Annotated in this window: 16 protein-coding genes and 2 pseudogenes; 16 read left to right on the forward strand and 2 right to left on the reverse strand. The window is 68.9% G+C overall.

What is annotated here, in order from left to right; translation table 11 throughout:
- Positions 1 to 15: 15 nt before the first annotated feature.
- Positions 16 to 1,474: pseudogene (gene pyk, locus IPG68_01310) on the forward strand (pyruvate kinase).
- Between the two features lie 6 nt (positions 1,475 to 1,480).
- On the opposite strand, the gene IPG68_01315 reads toward pyk, so the two are convergent.
- Positions 1,481 to 1,969 (reverse strand): transcriptional regulator, encoded by a 489-nt coding sequence (locus IPG68_01315; protein MBK6761989.1) that lies wholly within the window; start codon positions 1,967 to 1,969, stop codon positions 1,481 to 1,483.
- 178 nt (positions 1,970 to 2,147) lie between these two features.
- On the opposite strand from IPG68_01315, the gene pyrR reads away from it, so the two are divergent.
- The 13 genes and pseudogenes from pyrR (at position 2,148) to coaBC (ending at position 15,025) form a co-directional block, all read left to right on the forward strand.
- Positions 2,148 to 2,693 carry a bifunctional pyr operon transcriptional regulator/uracil phosphoribosyltransferase PyrR gene (pyrR, locus tag IPG68_01320; protein ID MBK6761990.1) on the forward strand — a complete coding sequence of 182 codons (546 nt, stop codon included), beginning with the start codon at positions 2,148 to 2,150 and terminating at the stop codon, positions 2,691 to 2,693.
- Positions 2,690 to 3,625, forward strand: coding sequence for an aspartate carbamoyltransferase catalytic subunit (locus IPG68_01325; protein ID MBK6761991.1), 936 nt, complete (start codon positions 2,690 to 2,692; stop codon positions 3,623 to 3,625). The genes pyrR and IPG68_01325 overlap by 4 nt, the downstream gene beginning before the upstream one ends.
- Positions 3,622 to 4,914 (forward strand): dihydroorotase, encoded by a 1,293-nt coding sequence (locus IPG68_01330; protein ID MBK6761992.1) that lies wholly within the window; start codon positions 3,622 to 3,624, stop codon positions 4,912 to 4,914. The genes IPG68_01325 and IPG68_01330 overlap by 4 nt, the downstream gene beginning before the upstream one ends.
- 100 nt (positions 4,915 to 5,014) lie before the next feature.
- Positions 5,015 to 5,443: a hypothetical protein gene (locus IPG68_01335; protein ID MBK6761993.1), complete on the forward strand. Its 429-nt coding sequence runs from the start codon at positions 5,015 to 5,017 to the stop codon at positions 5,441 to 5,443.
- A gap of 14 nt (positions 5,444 to 5,457) precedes the next feature.
- Positions 5,458 to 6,597, forward strand: a complete 1,140-nt coding sequence (gene carA / locus IPG68_01340; protein MBK6761994.1) for a glutamine-hydrolyzing carbamoyl-phosphate synthase small subunit — start codon at positions 5,458 to 5,460, stop codon at positions 6,595 to 6,597.
- Positions 6,597 to 9,880: pseudogene (gene carB, locus IPG68_01345) on the forward strand (carbamoyl-phosphate synthase large subunit). Before carA ends, carB begins: the two are co-directional and overlap by 1 nt.
- The gene (locus tag IPG68_01350) at positions 9,877 to 10,716 is read left to right on the forward strand and encodes a dihydroorotate dehydrogenase electron transfer subunit (protein MBK6761995.1); all 840 of its coding nucleotides are present in this window, start codon (positions 9,877 to 9,879) and stop codon (positions 10,714 to 10,716) included. The pseudogene carB and the gene IPG68_01350 overlap by 4 nt, the downstream one beginning before the upstream one ends.
- Positions 10,709 to 11,641, forward strand: a complete 933-nt coding sequence (locus tag IPG68_01355; protein MBK6761996.1) for a dihydroorotate dehydrogenase — start codon at positions 10,709 to 10,711, stop codon at positions 11,639 to 11,641. The genes IPG68_01350 and IPG68_01355 overlap by 8 nt, the downstream gene beginning before the upstream one ends.
- A 253-nt stretch (positions 11,642 to 11,894) precedes the next feature.
- A complete protein-coding gene (pyrF, locus tag IPG68_01360) occupies positions 11,895 to 12,605 on the forward strand; it encodes an orotidine-5'-phosphate decarboxylase (protein MBK6761997.1) in 711 nt (236 codons plus the stop codon).
- 10 nt (positions 12,606 to 12,615) lie between these two features.
- The gene (locus IPG68_01365; protein MBK6761998.1) at positions 12,616 to 12,930 is read left to right on the forward strand and encodes a hypothetical protein; all 315 of its coding nucleotides are present in this window, start codon (positions 12,616 to 12,618) and stop codon (positions 12,928 to 12,930) included.
- On the forward strand, positions 12,927 to 13,469 hold the full coding sequence (gene gmk, locus IPG68_01370; GenBank protein MBK6761999.1) for a guanylate kinase: 543 nt from the start codon (positions 12,927 to 12,929) through the stop codon (positions 13,467 to 13,469). Before IPG68_01365 ends, gmk begins: the two co-directional genes overlap by 4 nt.
- Positions 13,470 to 13,544: 75 nt before the next feature.
- On the forward strand, positions 13,545 to 13,820 hold the full coding sequence (locus IPG68_01375; protein ID MBK6762000.1) for a DNA-directed RNA polymerase subunit omega: 276 nt from the start codon (positions 13,545 to 13,547) through the stop codon (positions 13,818 to 13,820).
- Positions 13,817 to 15,025, forward strand: a complete 1,209-nt coding sequence (gene coaBC, locus IPG68_01380; protein ID MBK6762001.1) for a bifunctional phosphopantothenoylcysteine decarboxylase/phosphopantothenate--cysteine ligase CoaBC — start codon at positions 13,817 to 13,819, stop codon at positions 15,023 to 15,025. The genes IPG68_01375 and coaBC overlap by 4 nt, the downstream gene beginning before the upstream one ends.
- Before the next feature lie 318 nt (positions 15,026 to 15,343).
- Here the strand turns inward: coaBC and IPG68_01385 are convergent, their stop codons facing one another.
- Positions 15,344 to 15,958 carry a LysE family translocator gene (locus tag IPG68_01385; protein MBK6762002.1) on the reverse strand — a complete coding sequence of 205 codons (615 nt, stop codon included), beginning with the start codon at positions 15,956 to 15,958 and terminating at the stop codon, positions 15,344 to 15,346.
- Between the two features lie 89 nt (positions 15,959 to 16,047).
- Here IPG68_01385 and IPG68_01390 point away from each other — a divergent pair, with 89 nt between their 5' ends.
- Both IPG68_01390 and IPG68_01395 read left to right on the forward strand, forming a co-directional pair.
- Positions 16,048 to 17,238, forward strand: a complete 1,191-nt coding sequence (locus IPG68_01390; protein ID MBK6762003.1) for a methionine adenosyltransferase — start codon at positions 16,048 to 16,050, stop codon at positions 17,236 to 17,238.
- Positions 17,238 to 19,079, forward strand: a complete 1,842-nt coding sequence (locus IPG68_01395) for a primosome assembly protein PriA (protein MBK6762004.1) — start codon at positions 17,238 to 17,240, stop codon at positions 19,077 to 19,079. Before IPG68_01390 ends, IPG68_01395 begins: the two co-directional genes overlap by 1 nt.
- Positions 19,080 to 19,086: the final 7 nt, after the last annotated feature.

Here is a 19,086-nt window from a genome sequence, read left to right on the forward strand (position 1 = left end):
CACTACCCTCGGAACGTGCGTCGCGCCAAAATCGTGTGCACGCTCGGTCCGGCCACCGACTCCGATGCGATCATCACCGATCTCATCGGCCAGGGCATGTCCGTTGCGCGCCTGAACCTCAGCCATGGCTCCCATGCGGAGCACCAGGCCCGGCTGGACATGGTCCGCCGGGCATCCGATGCTGCCGGGGTCGCGGTCGCGGTACTGGCGGACCTGCAGGGTCCGAAGATCCGGTTGGGCACGTTCGCCGAGGGTGCCGTGGATCTCGTTCAGGGCCAGCGGTTCACCATCACCACCCGCCCGGTCCCCGGCGACCGACAGATGTGCTCCACCACCTACCTGGGCCTGCCCGACGACGTCCACGAAGGCGACGAGGTGCTCATCGACGACGGGCACATCACGCTCAAGGTCCTCATGTCCACCCCCACCGACGTGGTGTGCGAGGTCATCATCGGCGGGCGGATCAGCAACAACAAGGGGATCAACCTGCCAGGCGTGGTGGTCAGCGTGCCCGCACTGTCGGGCAAGGACGTCGACGATCTGCGGTGGGCACTGCGGGCCGGCGTGGACATCGTGGCGCTGTCGTTCGTGCAGCATCCCGAGGACATCGACGACGTTCACGCGGTCATGGACGAGGTGGAGGTGCACCGGCCCATCCTGGCCAAGATCGAGAAGCCACAAGCCGTCGACCACCTGGCAGCCATCATCGAGACGTTCGACGGGATCATGGTGGCCCGCGGTGATCTGGGCGTGGAACTGCCGCTGGAGCAGGTGCCGCTGGTGCAGAAGCGGGCCATCGAACTGTCCCGGGCGGCGGCCAAACCCGTCATCGTCGCCACGCAGATGCTCGACAGCATGGTCACGTCGAGCCGGCCGTCGCGTGCCGAGGCCTCCGACGTGGCCAACGCGGTGCTCGACGGCGCCGATGCGTTGATGCTGAGCCAGGAGACCAGCGTCGGTGACCATCCGGCGTTCGTCGTGGCCACGATGGCGCGGATCATCGAAGTACGTCGAGGATGAGGCCCTCGGCACGGTCTCCCAGTCGCTGGACAACCGCACCGGGTCGACGGCGCGGGCAATCACCCGGGCGGCCTGCGAGGTCGCCGAGGAGGTCAACGCGAAGTTCGTCATCTCGTTCACGGAGACCGGTCTCACAGCGCGCCTGGTTGCCCGTCACCGCTCACGCATCCCGGCCCTGTGCTTCACCCCTTCCGCATCCGTACGCAACTACCTCGCACTGGTCTGGGGAGTCACCCCGTACCTCGGTAAGAAGGTGACCCACACCGACGAACTCGTCGAGCACGTGGACCTGCGGATCTCCCAGATGCATCTGGCGCGCCCCGGCGACAAGGTCATCACGATCGCAGGCGTGCCACCGGGCATCCCGGGCACGACCAACGGCATGCGCGTGCACACGGTGGGATCGGGGTCGTCCGGACGCGCCGAACAGGCTGTTTCCGAGGCGGAAGCCTGATCCGCCTCAGTCATCCTTGCCGCGGGCCTCGGACTTCAGGACGCCCCACGCCACCAACTGGTCGGCCAGCACGCCGGGCGGCTCGTCGTAGATCACGGCCAAGGTGCGCAGATCATCCTGCCGGATGCTCAGGATCCGCCCGTTGTAGTCACCGCGCTGCGCCTGGATCGCCGCTGCGTACCGCGCGAGCGGACCCACCTTGTCCGCCGGTACCTGCCCGAGACGTTCGAGGTCGAGGATGAGCCGTGATGGTGGTTCGGCCGCTGCACCGGGAGAACTGTCCGGAAGCAGTTCGGCGACGGGGACGCCGTAGAACTCGGCCAGTTCGGCCAACTTCTGCACGGTGACCGCACGGTCACCGCGCTCGTAGGAACCGACAACGACGGCCTTCCACTTGCCGTCGGACTTCTCCTCGACGCCATGCAGGGACATCCCCTGCTGCTGGCGGATGGACCGCAGTTTCGCGCCCAGGGCCCGCGCATATTCCGTTGCCATGGCAGCCCCGCTCCGTTCCCTCAACCCGACGACCCTGAGGCTACGGAGCGTGACAACCGGGAGGCAACTCGACAGGAACCACATGCAAGGCAGCGGCCGGTGCGGGTGATAGCGTCGCAGACGAAGAGCCTTTCCTTTAACCACCGTCCAGCGAGGCGGAGAAGGGGGGTTGGACGCGATGACGCCTGACCAGGATTTCCTCACCGACTCCGACATCCACCGAGCGGTGATCCGCATCGCTCACGAGATTCTCGAACGCAACCGTGGCGCGGAGGGTTTGATCCTCTTGGGGATCCCCACCCGCGGTGTCCATCTGGCCCAGCGGATCGCGCAGACCATGTCCGGGATCGAGGGCTACGACGTTCCCGCCGGCGCTCTGGACGTGGGCATGTACCGCGACGACCTGCGGCTACGGCCCACGGTGGCACTGCATCCGACCGTGATCCCGGGCGGCGATGTCACGGGCGAGACGGTGATCCTCGTCGACGATGTGCTGTTCAGCGGGCGCACCGTGCGAGCCGCCATGGATGCCCTCAACGACGTGGGCCGGCCCCGGGCCGTGCAACTCGCGGTCCTCGTCGACCGCGGCCACCGCGACCTGCCCATCCGCGCGGACTACGTGGGCAAGAACATCCCGACGGCGCGCGAGGACGACGTGCAGGTGACGTTGACGGAGACCGACGGCGCGGATGCTGTCCGGCTCGTCCGGGCGGGGGTGAAGTGATGCGCCACCTGCTGTCCACAGCAGATCTGAGCCTGGACGAGGGTTTGGCCATCCTCGACACCGCCCGGGAACTGGCGCAAGTGGCGGACCGCCCGGTCAAGAAGCTCCCCACCCTGCGCGGACGCACGGTGGTCAATCTCTTCTTCGAGGACTCCACGCGCACGCGGATCTCGTTCGAGGCCGCCGCCAAGCGACTGTCGGCCGACGTCATCAACTTCTCGGCGAAGGGATCGAGCCTGTCCAAAGGCGAATCGCTGAAGGACACCGCTCTGACGCTGCAGGCGATGGGCGCCGATGCGGTGGTCATCCGACACGGCGCGAGCGGTGCGGCCCACCGGCTGGCCACGAGTGGCTGGATCCGGGGCGCGGTGATCAACGCCGGTGACGGCACGCACGAGCACCCCACGCAGGCCCTGCTCGACGCCTACACGATGCGTGACCACCTGCGCGACAACACCGGCTCCCTCGACGGCCTCAACGTGGTGATCGTCGGCGATGTCCTGCACTCGCGGGTGGCCCGGTCCAACGTGTGGCTGCTCGACACCCTGGGGGCGAACGTGACGCTCGTTGCGCCACCGACCCTGCTACCGGTCGGGGTCGAGGGCTGGCCGTGCCGGGTGAGTTACGACCTCGACGCATCGCTGGGTGAGGCCGACGTCGTGATGATGCTGCGGGTCCAGATGGAGCGGATGAACGCCGCGTTCTTCCCCAGTGCGCGCGAGTACTCACGGCGCTACGGGCTCGACGTACCGCGGATGTCGCTGCTGCCCGATCACGCACTGGTGATGCACCCGGGGCCGATGAACCGCGGGATGGAGATCGCCGCCGATGTGGCGGACGCCGAGCGGTCGGTGATCCTCGACCAGGTCACCAATGGTGTACACGTCCGGATGGCCGTGCTGTACCTGCTGTTGGGAGGGCAAGACGCATGACGGTTCTTCGCAACGTCCGGCCGCTGGGTGGGGACGCCGTGGATGTCCGGATCGCCGACGGCGTGATCGCCGAGATCGGCGGCGGGTTGGATGACGGGGATGTGGTCGACGGCGCGGGCGCTGTGCTGCTGCCGGGTCTGGTGGATCTGCACACCCACCTGCGCGAGCCGGGCCGGGAGGACGCCGAGACGGTTGCCACCGGCACCCGGGCTGCTGCCGCCGGGGGGTTCACCGCTGTCCACGCCATGGCCAACACCGATCCCGTCGCCGACACCGCCGGGGTCGTGGAACAGGTGTGGCGCCTGGGCATGCAGGCCGGCTACGCCGACGTGCGGGCGGTGGGTGCGGTCACCGTGGGCCTGGCAGGGCAGCGCCTGGCCGAACTCGGCGCGATGGCCGACTCCGCGGCCGGTGTCCGCGTCTTCAGCGATGACGGGCACTGCGTGTCCGACGCTCTGCTGATGCGGCGGGCGCTGGAGTATGTCAAGGCCTTCGACGGGGTCATCGCCCAGCACGCCCAGGAGCCTCGGCTCACGGAGGGCGCCCAGATGCACGAGGGTCCCCTGTCCGGCGAACTCGGGTTGCGCGGCTGGCCGGCAGTCGCGGAGGAGGCGATCATCGCCCGTGACGTGCTGCTGGCCGAGCACGTCGGGTCGCGTCTGCACATCTGTCACGTCAGCACCTCGGGATCGGTGGAGATCCTGCGGTGGGCCAAGAGCCGGGGGATCACGGTGACCGCGGAAGTCACACCGCACCACCTGCTGCTCACCGACGACCTGGCCACCACCTACGACCCGATCTACAAGGTCAACCCACCGTTGCGGTCGCGCACCGATGTCGAGGCGGTGCGCCAGGCGCTCGCCGAGGGCATCATCGACATCGTCGCGACGGATCACGCGCCCCACGCGATGGAGGACAAGGAGTGCGAATGGGCCGCAGCCTCCTTCGGGATGCTGGGACTGCAGACCGCGCTGCCGGTCGTCAACGAGACGATGGTCCGCACCGGACTGCTGGACTGGGCCGAGGTGGCTGATCGGATGTCGTCGGTCCCGGCGCGGATCGGGCGGGTCGCTGGCCACGGCCGTCCCATCGAGGTCGGCGAACCGGCGAACCTCACTGTGTTCGATCCGGATGCTGAATGGGTCGTGTCCGCTTCCGACATGGTGAGCCGCAGCCGCAACACGCCGTACGCCGGGATGGTGCTGCACGGCAAGGTGCTGGGCACCTGGTTACGTGGCCGACCCACTGTGCGTGACGGCTCCGTCGTGGAGCACGAAGCAGCCCGATGAACTCCCTGCTGGCTGCCGAGTCGCAACAGGTCACCGAGTGGCCGCAGCGGCTGGGACTCACTGCGGTGGTCCTGGCGGTCACCGCCCTGGCGGTGTGGGGATGTGGCGCAGTTGGCGGCGCCGGGCCGCCGTCGACTTGCCCTTGCGGCCCGTTCCGGCCGGTTACGTCCCGGCACTGGAGGCCGGTGGCCGGTACGTCGGCACGGCACCGGCTGCCGACTGGATGCAGCGCGTCGTCGCTTCGGGGCTCGGGGCACCGGGCAATGCCACGGCGGATGTCGCCGAGCAAGGTGTCCGGCTGGAACGGATCGGGGAGCCGTCGGTGTTCATCGCAGCCGACCAGATCACCGACGTGAGTCTGGGCCGCGGGGTCGCTGGACAGGTTGCTGAGAAGGACGGCCTGGTGCTCTGGTACTGGTCGGCCGGGGACACCGACCTGCAGACCGGCTTCCGGCCCGACCATCCCGACGACGTCGTGTCGCTGTACGAGAAGAGCCGTGCGCTGTTCGTAGCCGAGGAGAACCGATGAGTTTCACCATCCCCATGCTCGCTGATGCGGACGCCCACGCCGACGAACCGGGGCTGCTGGTCCTGGAGGATGGCACGACGCATCGCGGCGAGGCGTTCGGCGCTCGCGGTGCCGTGTTCGGGGAGGCGGTGTTCGCCACCGGGATGACCGGCTACCAGGAGACCCTCACGGACCCCTCGTACCACCGGCAGGTGGTCATCATGACCGCCCCGCACGTGGGCAACACCGGCATGAACGAGGAGGATCCCGAGTCGGCGCGGATCTGGGCGGCGGGCTACGTCGTGCGCGACCTCAGCCCGGTCGCCAGCAACTGGCGAGCCACCGACACGTTGTCGGCCAGGCTGGAGGCCGCTGGTGTGGTGGGTGTGCGCGGCGTCGACACCCGTGCGCTGACCCGGCACCTGCGCGAGCGAGGTGTGATGCGCGTGGGACTGTTCAGCGGCGATGCGCTCACCGACGCTGCCACCATGCTCGAGCAGGTCAAGGCCTCCCCGCAGATGCTCGGTGCGGACCTCACTGCGCAGGTCAGCACCGCCGAGCCGTATGTGGTTCCCGCGGTGGGGGACAGTCGATTCACGGTCGTCGCCGTGGATCTGGGGATCAAGCGCATGACTCCGGCCCGCATGGCGGAGCGCGGCATGACAGTGCACGTGGTGCCCGCATCGTCCACCTACGAGCAGGTGCGGGCGCTGAATCCCGACGGGCTGTTCTTCTCCAACGGCCCCGGCGACCCGGCCACCGCGGAGCACGCGGTAGGGCTGGCCCGTGCAGCGTTGTCCGACCAGTTGCCCACGTTCGGCATCTGCTTCGGCAACCAGATCCTGGGCCGCGCCCTGGGCTTCGGCACGTACAAGCTCGCGTACGGGCATCGTGGGATCAACCAGCCGGTCCAGGACCGCACGACCGGCAAGGTGGAGGTCACCGCGCACAACCACGGGTTCGCGGTGAAGGCTCCACTGGACCAGCAGGTCGAAAGCGAATTCGGCCGGGTCGAGGTGAGTCACGTGTGTCTCAACGACGACGTGGTCGAGGGCCTGCGCTGTCTGGATGTCCCGGCCTTCAGCGTGCAATACCACCCGGAGGCCGCCGCCGGTCCGCACGACTCGGCGTACCTGTTCGACAGATTCGCCGCGACGATGCAAGGGAGCCTGTGATGCCCAGGCGCACGGACATCTCCAGTGTCCTGGTCATCGGCTCCGGCCCGATCGTCATCGGGCAGGCGTGCGAGTTCGACTACTCGGGTACCCAGGCCTGTCGCGTACTGAAGGCCGAGGGCCTGCGCGTGATCCTGGTCAACAGCAACCCGGCCACGATCATGACCGACCCGGAATTCGCCGACGCCACGTACATCGAGCCGATCACCCCGGAGTTCGTCGAGAAGGTCATCGCCAAAGAGCGCCCAGATGCACTGCTTCCGACCTTGGGCGGGCAGACCGCGCTGAACGCGGCCGTGGCCCTGGCCGAGAACGGCGTGCTCGAGCGGTACGGCGTGGAACTGATCGGCGCTGACATCGACGCGATCCAGCGCGGCGAGAACCGGGAACTATTCAAGCAGATCGTCGCCAAGGTGGGTGCGGAATCGGCCCGGTCGGTGATCTGCCACAGCCTCGAGGAGTGCTTGGTCGCTGTCGAGGACCTCGGGTACCCGGTGGTCGTGCGGCCGTCGTTCACGATGGGTGGCGCGGGCTCTGGGATCGCCTACGACGAGGCCGACCTGCGCCGCATCGGCGGTTCCGGTCTGTCCGCCAGCCCGACCACCGAGGTGCTGCTCGAGGAGTCGATCCTGGGGTGGAAGGAGTACGAGCTCGAGCTCATGCGCGACCGCAATGACAACGTGGTCGTGGTCTGCTCGATCGAGAACCTCGACCCGCTCGGTGTTCACACCGGCGACTCCATCACCGTCGCCCCGGCGCTGACACTCACCGACCGGGAGTACCAGCGTATGCGTGATGTCGGGATCGCTGTCATCCGCGAAGTCGGAGTGGACACCGGCGGCTGCAACATCCAGTTCGCCACCCACCCGGAGAACGGCCGCATCATCGTCATCGAGATGAACCCGCGGGTGTCACGCAGTTCCGCGCTGGCGTCGAAGGCCACCGGCTTCCCGATCGCGAAGATCGCTGCGAAACTGGCGATCGGCTACACCCTCGACGAGATCCCCAACGACATCACGCGGCAGACGCCGGCATCTTTCGAGCCCACGCTGGACTACATCGTGGTGAAGGTGCCGCGTTTCGCCTTCGAGAAGTTCCCCGGTGCCGACGACACGCTGACGACGACGATGAAGAGCGTCGGGGAGGCCATGGCCCTCGGCCGCAACTTCGCGCAGGCCCTGCAGAAGGCTCTGCGCAGTGTCGAGCAGAAGGGCTCGGAGTTCTCCTGGCCTGCCGACCCGCGACCGCTCGACGACCTGCTCTCGGAGGTCGGCCGTCCGCACGACGGCCGGTTGCAGAAGGTCCAACAGGCGCTGTGGCTGGGCGCCACGCCCGCGCAGTTGTACGAGATCACGGCCATCGACCCGTGGTTCCTCGAGCAGATCGTCACCATCAATTCCCTCGCCGATCAAGTCCGGCTGGCTGAGCGGCTGTCGCCGGGTCTGCTGCGCCGGGCCAAGCAACACGGATTCTCCGACGTTCAGATCGCCGCACTGCGTGACAGCCGGGAGGACGTCATCCGCGGTGTGCGGCACGCGCTGGGGATCCGGCCGGTGTTCAAGACCGTCGACACCTGCGCCGCGGAGTTCCCCGCCCATACGCCATACCACTACTCCAGTTACGACGCCGAGACCGAGGTCGAGCCGCGGGAGAAGCAGGCGGTGATCATCCTGGGCTCCGGGCCGAACCGCATCGGCCAGGGGATCGAGTTCGACTACAGCTGCGTCCACGCCACGCTCACCCTGCGCGAGGCCGGGTACGAGGCGATCATGCTCAACTGCAACCCGGAGACGGTGTCGACCGACTACGACACCAGCGACCGGCTGTACTTCGAGCCGCTGACCCTCGAGGACGTGCTCGAGGTGATCGCCGCCGAGCAGGCCGTGGGGCCTCTGGCCGGGGTCATCTGCCAGTTGGGCGGGCAGACCCCCCTGGGCCTGGCGGCCCGGCTGAAGGCGGAGGGGGTGCCCTTGCTGGGGACCACCCCGGAGGCGATCCATCTGGCCGAGGAGCGCGGCGCCTTCGGTCAGGTACTGCACGACGCCGGGCTGCCTGCGCCGCGGCACGGCATGGCCCGCAGTGTGCAGGAGGCCGAGGTCATCGCTGCCGAGATCGGGTACCCGGTGCTGGTCCGCCCGTCCTATGTGCTCGGCGGGCGCGGCATGGAGATCGTCTACGACAAGGCGGTGCTGGCCGAGTACATCCAGCGGGCCACGGAGGCCAGCCCGGAGCATCCGGTCCTCGTCGACGAGTTCCTCGACGAGGCGATCGAGATCGACGTCGATGCGCTCTACGACGGGGTGGAGCTCTACCTCGGCGGCGTCATGGAGCACATTGAGGAAGCCGGCATCCACTCCGGGGATTCCGCGTGCGCGCTGCCCCCGATGACCCTCGGGCGTCAGGAGCTGGAGCAGATCCGGGCCAGCACGCTGGCGATCGCCGAGGGCGTCGGGGTGCGGGGTTGTTGAACATCCAGTTCGCGCTCACCGGTGACCGGTTGTACGTGCTGGAGGCCAATCCGCGTGCCTCCCGGACGGTGCCCTTCGTGTCCAAGGCCACCGGGGTGCCGCTGGCCAAGGCCGCGGCGCGGATCGCGGTCGGCGAGTCGATCGCCGGGCTGCGCGCCGACGGCCTGCTCCCGGCCGGCGGGGATGCTGCCGACCTGCCGGTGGGCTCCGCGATGGCGGTGAAGGAGGCGGTCATGCCCTTCGGGCGCTTCCACGGGGTCGACAGCGTGCTCGGCCCGGAGATGCGCTCGACCGGCGAGGTGATGGGGATCGACGCCGACTTCGGCACCGCATTCGCGAAGTCGCAGTCGGGTGCTTACTCATCGGGCCTGCCGGTGTCCGGCCGCGCGATCATCACGGTGGCCAATCGCGACAAACGCTCCATGATCTTCCCGGTGAAGCGGCTCGCGGACCTCGGTTTCGAGATCCTCGCCACGCAGGGCACGGCCGACGTGCTGCGCCGCAACGGGCTGAAGGCGACGGTCCTGCGCAAACACGCCGAAGGGGTGGGTCCCAACGGGGAGCCGACCACAGTGGGCAGCATCCTGGCCGGGGAGGTGGACCTGGTGGTGAACACCCCGGTCGGCACCGGCGCGCGCGCCGATGGCTACGACATCCGCACGGCTGCGGTGGTCAAGGGCATCCCGTGCATCACGACCGTGCAGGGGCTCGGCGCCGCGGTGCAGGGCATCGAGGCGCTCAAGACCGGGCGGATCGGAGTCCGCAGTATCCAGGAGCACCAGGCCGACCTGGCGATCCTGAGGGCGGTGCCATGACCGTGCAGTCGGACGCGGAGGTCTTGAGTGTGCGCCGTGACGGCGCGTACTACCACCTGTCCTTCGCGGCACCTGGCATCGCCGACGGCTTCCGCCCGGGACATTTCGTGGCGATCGCCGTCGATGACGCACACATTCTGCGCCGCGCCTTCTCCATCCGGTCGGCTTCGACCAAGGCCGGGGGTGCCCTGCAGATCATCGTCTCGCCGAAGGGTCCGGGCACCCAGTGGCTGGTGGCCCGCCGGCCCGGCGACATCATCAACGTCATCGCCCCGCTGGGACAGCCCTTCCGGCTGCCCACCGAGGCGGTGCCCTGTGTGCTGGTCGGCGGCGGCTATGGCGTGGCGCCTTTGTTCGAGTTGGCGTCCCAACTGCGGGCGCGGGGGTGCCCGGTGGAGATCATCGTCGGGGCCGGGGATGCGCAGCGGCTGCACGGTGTGGTGGAGGCCCGGCGGGTCAGTGATGCAGTGCACGTCACCACTGACGACGGATCCGCTGGTGAGCAGGGACGGGTCACGGATCCGCTGCGACGCATCCTGGCCGAAGGCCGTCACCCCGCGGTGTACGCCTGCGGGCCCATGGCGATGCTGCAGGCGGTGTCGCAGGTGAGCTCGGAGTTCGCGGCGGTGGCCCAGTGTGCTGTGGAGGAGTCCATGGCCTGCGGGGTCGGCGTGTGCATGACCTGCGTGCTGCCGGTGGTCGGCGACGACGGCGTGACCCGGATGGTGCGCTCGTGCACAGACGGCCCGGTGTTCTTCGGTGACCGAGTGCGCTGGGCCGACGTCGGTACGGTGCCTGCGGGCACCCTCGGCGCACCGGAGCCGCGCGATGACTGATCCCCGGGTGTCGCTGGCCGGTGTGGAGTTCGCTGGGCCGGCCTTCACCGCGTCCGGATGCGCGGCCGCCGGCAAGGAACTCTCCGGCTTCTTCGACCTCACCGAGATCGGCGGGGTGGTCACCAAGAGCATCATGATGCGCCCGCGCTCGGGCCGGCCCACGCCGCGCATGGTGGAGACGCCGTCCGGCATGCTCAACTCCATCGGTCTGCAGGGACCCGGCATCGAGTCCTTCCTGGCCAACGACTTGCCCTGGCTGGCCGAGCGCGACGTGTCCGCCGTGGTCTCGATCGCGGGGGAGAGCGTGGAGGAGTACGCCCAGCTGGCCCGCATCCTGCGCAACGAGCCGGCGGTGAAGGCCATCGAGGTGAACATCTCCTGCCCCAACGTAGAGAGTCGCGGGCAGGTCTTCGCCTGTGACGTGATGTCCGCGTCGTCGGTCATCCACCAGGTGCGCCGCAACAGCGGTTCCAGCACCCCGATCCTGGCCAAGTTGTCCCCGGACGTCACGAGCATCGCCGAGATCGCCGTGTCCTGCCACAACGCCGGCGCCGACGGTTTCTCGATGATCAACACCACGCTTGGGATGGCCATCGACACCGACACCCTGCGGCCTATCCTCGGCGGGGTGACCGGGGGCCTGAGCGGACCGGCGATCCGGCCGATGGCGCTGCGGTGCGTGTGGCAGGTCCACCAGCTGCTGCCCGATGTGCCGATTCTGGGCATGGGCGGGATCGCCACGGGCGCCGATGCGCTGCAGTTCCTGGCCGCGGGGGCCTCGGCGGTCAGTGTGGGGACGATGACCTTCCACGATCCGTCCGCGCCAGTGCGGGTCCAGCGCGAACTGCTGGCCCTGCTGGGGGAGCGGGGGTTCGCGACCGTTGGTGCGGCCGTGGGGATCGCGCACCGCGGGGGGTTGGGGTGAACTCCCGGGTCTCACCGCCAGCCGTTAGTGATGCGGATGGCGGGGAGCGATACCACCGGTGTGTTTCGCTAACGGATATCCGTATCGCTCCCGCCTTTCAGGGTGGCCCCGCCCTTCCGCCGGGTGGACCCAGGGCGACGGTCCCAAAGGCAGCCGTTAGTGATGCGTATGGCGGGGAGCGATACCACTGGTGTGTTTCGCTAACGGTCTTACGTATCTCTCCCGCCCTTCACCGAACCCGACCGGAGTCCCCGTGACTGACACCGCCCCCATCGCACTGGCTCTCGACGCGCCGGACCTGGACACGGCCTGCGCCTGGGCCAACGCCGTCAATGGTGTCTTCTCGCACATCAAGGTGGGCCTGGAGACGTACTTGCGCGACGGCGCGGTCGGGGTGGCGGAGATCCGGGCGGCCGCGCCTGATTGTGCCCTCTTCCTGGACCTGAAGTTCCACGACATCCCCAACACCATGGCGGGTGCCGCTCGTTCGGTCGCCGTCCTTGAGCCCGACATCCTGACTGTGCACGCCGCAGCCGGGCCAACGGGCATCGATGCCGTCGCCACCGCTCTACCGACCACGAGGGTGGCGGCGGTCACTGTCCTGACCAGTCTCAGTGGGCTGGACCTCACGGAACTCGGGATCAGTGGCACGCCCGACCAGGTCGTCATGCGGTGGGCGCGGCTGGCGGTGGGCGCCGGTGCCCGCGCCGTCGTGAGTTCCGCGCAGGAGGTCGCCACCCTGCGGGCACTGCTGGGCCCGGAACCTCTGCTGATCACTCCCGGCATCCGGCCGACGGGTGCCGCACGTGCGGATCAGCAACGGGTGGTGACGCCCGCGGACGCGATCACCGCCGGGGCGGGGCTGCTGGTCGTGGGGCGACCAGTCACCCATGCGGATGATCCCCGCGCCGCCGCCCACGCGATTGCGGGGGAAGCCGTGGAGGCGCGTGCACGGGTTCGGTAGATTCATCGCCGTGCAACCCCCCTCCTTGACCAGCGAGCAGCGGTCGGCCGCGAGTGCGAAAGCGGTGGCCAACCGGCGTCGCCGCGCGGAGGTCAAGGAACAGTTGCGGCAGGGTCACCTGTCGTGGCATGACCTCCTGGCTCTGGCACATGTCGATGAAGTGGTTGCCGCTCTGCGTGTGCAGGAGGCGCTGCTGTGCCTGCCGGGAGTCGGCCCGCAGCGATTGCACCGCTTCATGAAACATGCCAACATCGCGCCCTCCCGCCGGTTGCGCGGGCTCGGCCCCCACCAGATCGCCAGCCTCGCCGAAGTCCTGGTGCGGTGAGCCGCCTTTACGTGGTGTCCGGCCCGAGTGGGGTCGGCAAGTCGACGGTGGTCGCGCGCGTCCGGCAGAGGCGCCCCGACGTGTGGTTGTCGGTGTCGGCGACGACACGAGCACCGAGACCCGGCGAGCAGGACGGCCGGGAGTACTACTTCCTCGCAGCGGAGGATTTCGCGGCGCGGGCACAAGCCGGGGAGATGCTGGAATGGGCGCATTTCGCGGGCAATTCCTATGGCACCCCCCGGGCCCCGGTGGCTGAACACCTGGCGGCCGGCCAGCCGGTCCTGCTCGAGATCGAACTGCAGGGCGCCCGCCAGGTGCGGGCGGCCATGCCGGACTGCGTCCTGGTGTTCCTGGCCCCACCCAGTGCCGAAGAACTGGCCCGTCGGCTCGCCGGCAGGGGTACCGAGGACGGCGACTCCATGCGGGCCCGCCTGCAGCACGCAGAGGCGGAATTGGCCGCTCAAGAGGAGTTCGACCACGTCGTCCGTAACGTGGATGTGGACCAGGCAGCGGCGGAATTGGCCGCCCTGATCGAGTAGCGGCCCGTGCGCCCATGGCGTGCCGGTGCTCATCCGCTACCCTGGGGGAAGTCGTATCTGACGAAAGGTTCCCCTGTGGCTGTTGAAAGTCGTGCTGAGGGCATCACGTACCCCCCGCTGGACGAGTTGCTCGAGAAGACCGATTCGAAGTACTCCTTGGTGATCGAGGCGGCCCGTCGTGCCCGCCAGATCAACGCGTACTACAGCCAGTTGGCCGAGGGCGCACTGGAGAACGTCGGTCCGTTGGTGGAGACCTACCAGCACGAGAAGCCGCTGTCCATCGCGTTGCGTGAGATCAATGACGGTCTGCTGGAGACCAGCAACGTCACGGTCGAGGAGGACGAAGCCTGAGCCCCGAGGTAGTTCTCGGGGTGGGTGGCGGGATCGCCGCCTACAAAGCCGCGGAGGTTCTGCGCCGGATTCAGGCGTTGGGCGCCGACGTGACGGTGGTCCCCACCAAGACCGCTTTGGAGTTCGTCGGGACCGCCACGTGGTCGGCACTGTCCGGGCGTCCGGTCACCAGCGATTTCTTCGACAACGTCCACGAGGTGCCGCACGTGCGCATCGGCCAGCAGGCCGACCTCGTCGTGGTGGCCCCGACCACAGCAAATCTCCTGGCGAAGGCCTCCTACGGACTGGCCGACGACTTGCTGACGAACACCCTGCTGACGGCCCACTGCCAGGTCCTGATGTTCCCTGCGATGCACACGGAGATGTGGGACCACGCTGCGACCCGCGCGAATGTCGAGACGCTGCGTGACCGGGGCGTGCTGGTCGTGGATCCGGATTCAGGCCGGTTGACCGGCGCGGACTCCGGCCCTGGCCGTCTGCCCGAACCAGAGGCCATCGCCTGGATCGTGCGGGCCGCGCTGGCCAAACCGGACCTGGTCCATGACCTGCGGGGCCGTCACGTCGTGGTGAGCGGCGGCGGTACCCGCGAGCGCCTCGACCCGGTACGCCACATCGGCAACCGCTCGAGCGGCAAGCAGGCGATGTCTCTGGCGGCGGCGGCGGTCTCCCGGGGTGCGCGCGTGACCCTCATCCGCGGTGACGTCGATGTCCCGACCCCTGCCGGGGTCGACGAGGTCGACGCGCTGACCGCCGACGACATGCTCGCGGCGGCGCGTTCCCTCGCCCAGGACGCGGACGTGATCATCATGGCCGCGGCGATCGCCGACTTCCGTGCTGAGAGTCTGCCGGACGCCAAGATCAAGAAGTCGGCCGACTCCACGATGACCCTCGACCTGGTGCACAACCCCGACGTTCTTGCCACCCTGGTGGCCGAGCGGGAGGGCCGCTCGCCGCTGCTGGTCGGCTTCGCTGCAGAGACCGGGGACGACGACGGCACATGGCTCGAGCACGCGGAAAGCAAGTTCGCCAGGAAGGGCTGCGACATCATGGTGGCCAACCCGGTGGGGCACGACCGCGCGTTCGGGACTGAGACCAACGAGGCCGTGCTGCTGCTCGGCGGCGGCATCACCGAGGAAGTCGCAGGCACCGGGAAGGTGGAGTTGTCCCACCGGGTCCTCGATGCTGTGGTCGACCGACTGGCCTGACCACGGCCGGCAAGAAACCCGCCACCCCTCATGTGAGCAACGGCGCACCCTCTTCGCGTGCCCGCGACCCTGAAGCGGCCTGGCCATCCCCCTGTTGATCGTGTACCTCCGCGAGATCCGCGGCATCCCGAGCATGACCATGAACGTGCGCTGATCGAGGCGACCGGTGTGGGGAGCAGGCCGGTGTGCATCCAGGTCGCTGGTGGTCGCTTCCCAGAGTGTCTTGGCCTCGAGTGCCATGTTGGGCACTGGTTCATGCGTTGGGGAGGTAGTCCAGCACGCTTCCACAGAACCCGGGGTGGCCTCCTGGCCAGCGGCTCAGATCTGCGCTCTGGCGATGGACACGCTGAACGCCCCGATCACCGTCGCCGCGAGCGCGTCGAGCGCCCTGCGGACAGCCCGGCGCTGCAGCCATGCGGCGGCGCGGGCGACCACGGCCGCCAGTGCGGACAGGTAGAGCAGGGCGAGCACTGCGTGGGTCAGGGCCAAGGGGATGGCGCTCCAGCTGATCCCCTGGCCGAGGAACTGCGGCAGCACAGCGAGGTAGAAGACCAGCACTTTCGGATTGGTGATGTTGGACAGGAACCCCTGCCGGAAGCCAGTACCCGGGCTGCCCTGCAACTGGCTGGCTGGTGGGTATTCCCCGCGCCAGGCTGACCGGGCCGCCTGCAAGGCCAGGAAGAGCAGGTACGCCACTCCCGCCCAGGTGATTGCCTCGAACAACGGTTGACTGGCCACGATGATCGCACCGAGCCCGGCCACTGCGGCGATGCCCTGCGCCGCACACGCAGCGGAGATCCCCAGTGCGGTGGCCCAGCCCTGCACCCGCCCGCCGATGAGCGTGTTGCGCATCGTCACCGCGAAGTCGGCACCGGGGATCAACACCACCGCCATGGCGATCGTGACGAAGGCCAGATAAGAGGCCAGGCTCACAGCGGCCAGTGTGCCACGCGGGCCTGTGGGCGCAGCGTCATCGGATGTCACCCCCGCTCGTAGACTCGGGCGAGAACCAAGGAGGCCATGTGGCAAAGCGCCTGTTTTCGTCGGAGTCCGTCACCGAGGGACACCCGGACAAGATCGCCGACCAGATCAGCGACAGCATCCTCGACGCCATGCTGGCCGACGATCCGGACTCCCACGTCGCGGTGGAGACGCTGGTGACCACCGGGCTGGTGGTGCTGGCCGGCGAGGTCGACACGCAGACGTACGTCGACATCCCCCGGGTCGTCCGCAACCGGATCCTGGAGATCGGGTACGACTCATCTGAAAAGGGGTTCGACGGCGCCTCCTGTGGGATCTCTGTAGCCCTCGACCAGCAGTCCGCCGACATCCGCCAGGGGGTCGACGACTCATGGGAGGAGCGCCACGAGCACAGTTCCGATCCCTTGGACCTGCAGGGGGCCGGTGACCAGGGGCTCATGTTCGGCTTCGCGTGCACCGACACTCCGGAGCTGATGCCCTTGCCCATCGCACTGGCCCACCGCCTCAGCCGCCGGCTGGCCGCGGTGCGCAAACAGGCTGTGGTGCCGTACCTGCGGCCGGACGGCAAAGTGCAGGTGACGATCGAGTACGACGGCACCCGGGCGGTCGCGGTCAACACCGTGGTGGTCTCGACCCAGCACCTCGACGACATCGACCTCGACACCCTGTTGGCCCCCGACATCGAGGAGTTCGTGATCGCCACGGAACTCGAGGAACTGGACCTCGACACCTCGGATGTCCGGCTGCTGGTGAACCCGACCGGACGTTTCGTGGCCGGGGGTCCGGCAGCCGATGCGGGGGTGACGGGGCGCAAGATCATCGTCGACACGTACGGGGGCATGGCCCGCCACGGTGGTGGTGCCTTCTCCGGCAAGGACCCCTCGAAGGTCGACCGTTCAGCGTCCTACGCCATGCGGTGGGTGGCGAAGAACGTGGTAGCCGCCGGCCTGGCCACCCGCTGCGAGGTGCAGGTGTCGTACGCCATCGGTGCAGCGCACCCCGTGGGTCTGTTCGTCGAGACCTTCGGCACCGGAGCGGTACCCGACGAGCGGCTGGAGGACGCCATCCTGGCCACCTTCGACCTGCGCCCCGCCGCGATCATCCGCGACCTCGACCTCAAGCGACCGATCTATGCCCGGACCGCTGCCTACGGCCACTTCGGCCGCGAGGAGCCGGACTTCACCTGGGAACGGACGGATCGGACGGCTGCCCTACAGGCGGCCGTCAAGTAGTGACCGAGGTCGCCCGGGTCGCGGTCGAGTCCCCGCTCCCGCATCTGGACCGGCTGTTCGACTTCTCGATCCCGGAGGATCTGGACGCGCTGGCCCGGCCAGGCTGCCGGGTGCGGGTGCGTTTCCACGGCAGGTTGGTCACCGGTTGGCTGATCGAGCGCGGGCCCTCACAGTTCGAAGGGGTGCTGCAGCCCCTGCAACGGGTGTCCGGACCGCCGGTCCTGACCGCGCAGGTCGCGGGATTGTGCCGTCGCGTCGCGGATCGATACGCCGGCAGCCTCACCGATGTTGTGCGGTTCGCGGTGCCACCCCGGGTGGCCGCGGTGGAGAAGAGTCCTCCATCTGCACCACCTGCACGACCGCCCCATCCGGACCTGGCTGCCTGGGATGCCTACCGCCCACCGGACGAGGGTGCCGCCAGTTGGGTCTGCCACCCCCACGACGATCCGTTTGACATGCTCGCCCGGATGGCTGCGGCCACGGCCGCGGACGGTGGTGGTGTCGTGCTGGTCGTCCCCGATGCCCGGGATGTCCGCTCGTTGCACCAGGCCCTGACCTGCTACGTGGACGCGGCCGTGGTCGCCGCGGTCACCGCCGAGGTGTCCAACCGGTTGCGGTACCGCACCCACCTGGAGATCCTCGCCGGCTCCAGGCCCATCGTGATCGGAACGCGGTCCGCGGTGTTCGCCCCGGTGCCCGACCTGGCGCTCATGGCGGTGTGGGACGACGGGGACGACGTGTTGGCAGAGCCACAGACACCCGGTTGGCATGCTCGGGAGGTCGCTGCCCTGCGGGCCTGGCAGACCCAAGCCCGGCTTATCGTCGGCGGCTACACCCGGACCGCGTCGTGCGCGCAATGGCTGATCGACGGATCGGCCAAGGACATGAGCCTGACCCGGGAGGTCGGCCGGAACCGCAGGTTCCGGGTGGAGGCCCAGACCGAGCCCGCCGCAGATCGCCGGCGCATCCCGGGCCGGGCATTTTCATTGCTGCGATCGGCATTGGCCGCCGGCCCGGTCCTGGTACAGGTGCCCCGGGCCGGTGGTGCCGCCGGGCTGATCTGCCAGGAGTGCGGTCATGCGATCCGGTGCCCGAAGTGCGCCGGAGGTGCCCGGCCCGACCGCGGCGGTACCCCTCGCTGCCGGTTGTGCCACGAGCCGGTGACCACGTGTGGCTCCTGTGGTGGCGGGCAGTTCGTTCCCGTCGGGGCGGGATCGCGTCGCAGTGCCCAGGAGTTGCAGAAGGCGTTTCCCGAGGTGCCGGTCGTACGCAGCGATGCCGAATCCGGCGTGATGGACGAGGTGGCCGCCGACCCGGCGCTGGTCGTGGCCACACCCGGCGCAGAACCGCGGGTTCCCGGTGGTTTCGCTGCGTTGCTGATCCTCGACACGGAGGTGCTGCTGGCACGCAGCGCGTTGCGCGCCAGGGAGGAGGCGGCTCGCAGGTGGATGGCCGCGGTCGCCCGAACCGGCCCTGACGCGACCACCATGCTGGTGGCGCCGCAGGACCTCGACGTGGTGCAGGCGCTGGTACGCAACGACCTCGGCGCGCTGGCCACCGCCGAGCGGGCCGAGCGGCAGGCCGCGCACATGCCGCCGGCCTTCCGGTGTGTGCGGCTGCGGGGTCCGCGGGACGCCGTCTCCGAATGGCTGGGCGAGTACGACGGCGAACTGCTCGGCCCGTTGGACACTGTGCAGGGCAGCGAGGTTCTGTTGCTGGCACCCCATGCCCGGGCCGGTGCCCTGCTCAGGCACGTGCAGCAGGTGCAGGCGCGACGGTCGAAGGCAGGCTTGCAGCCCGTCGAGGTCCGTGTCGACCCGGTCGATCTGGGAGAGGGCTGAGGGCCGC

It is taken from the genome of Micrococcales bacterium (assembly GCA_016703125.1).
Classification (GTDB): Bacteria; Actinomycetota; Actinomycetes; order S36-B12; family UBA10799; genus JADKAV01.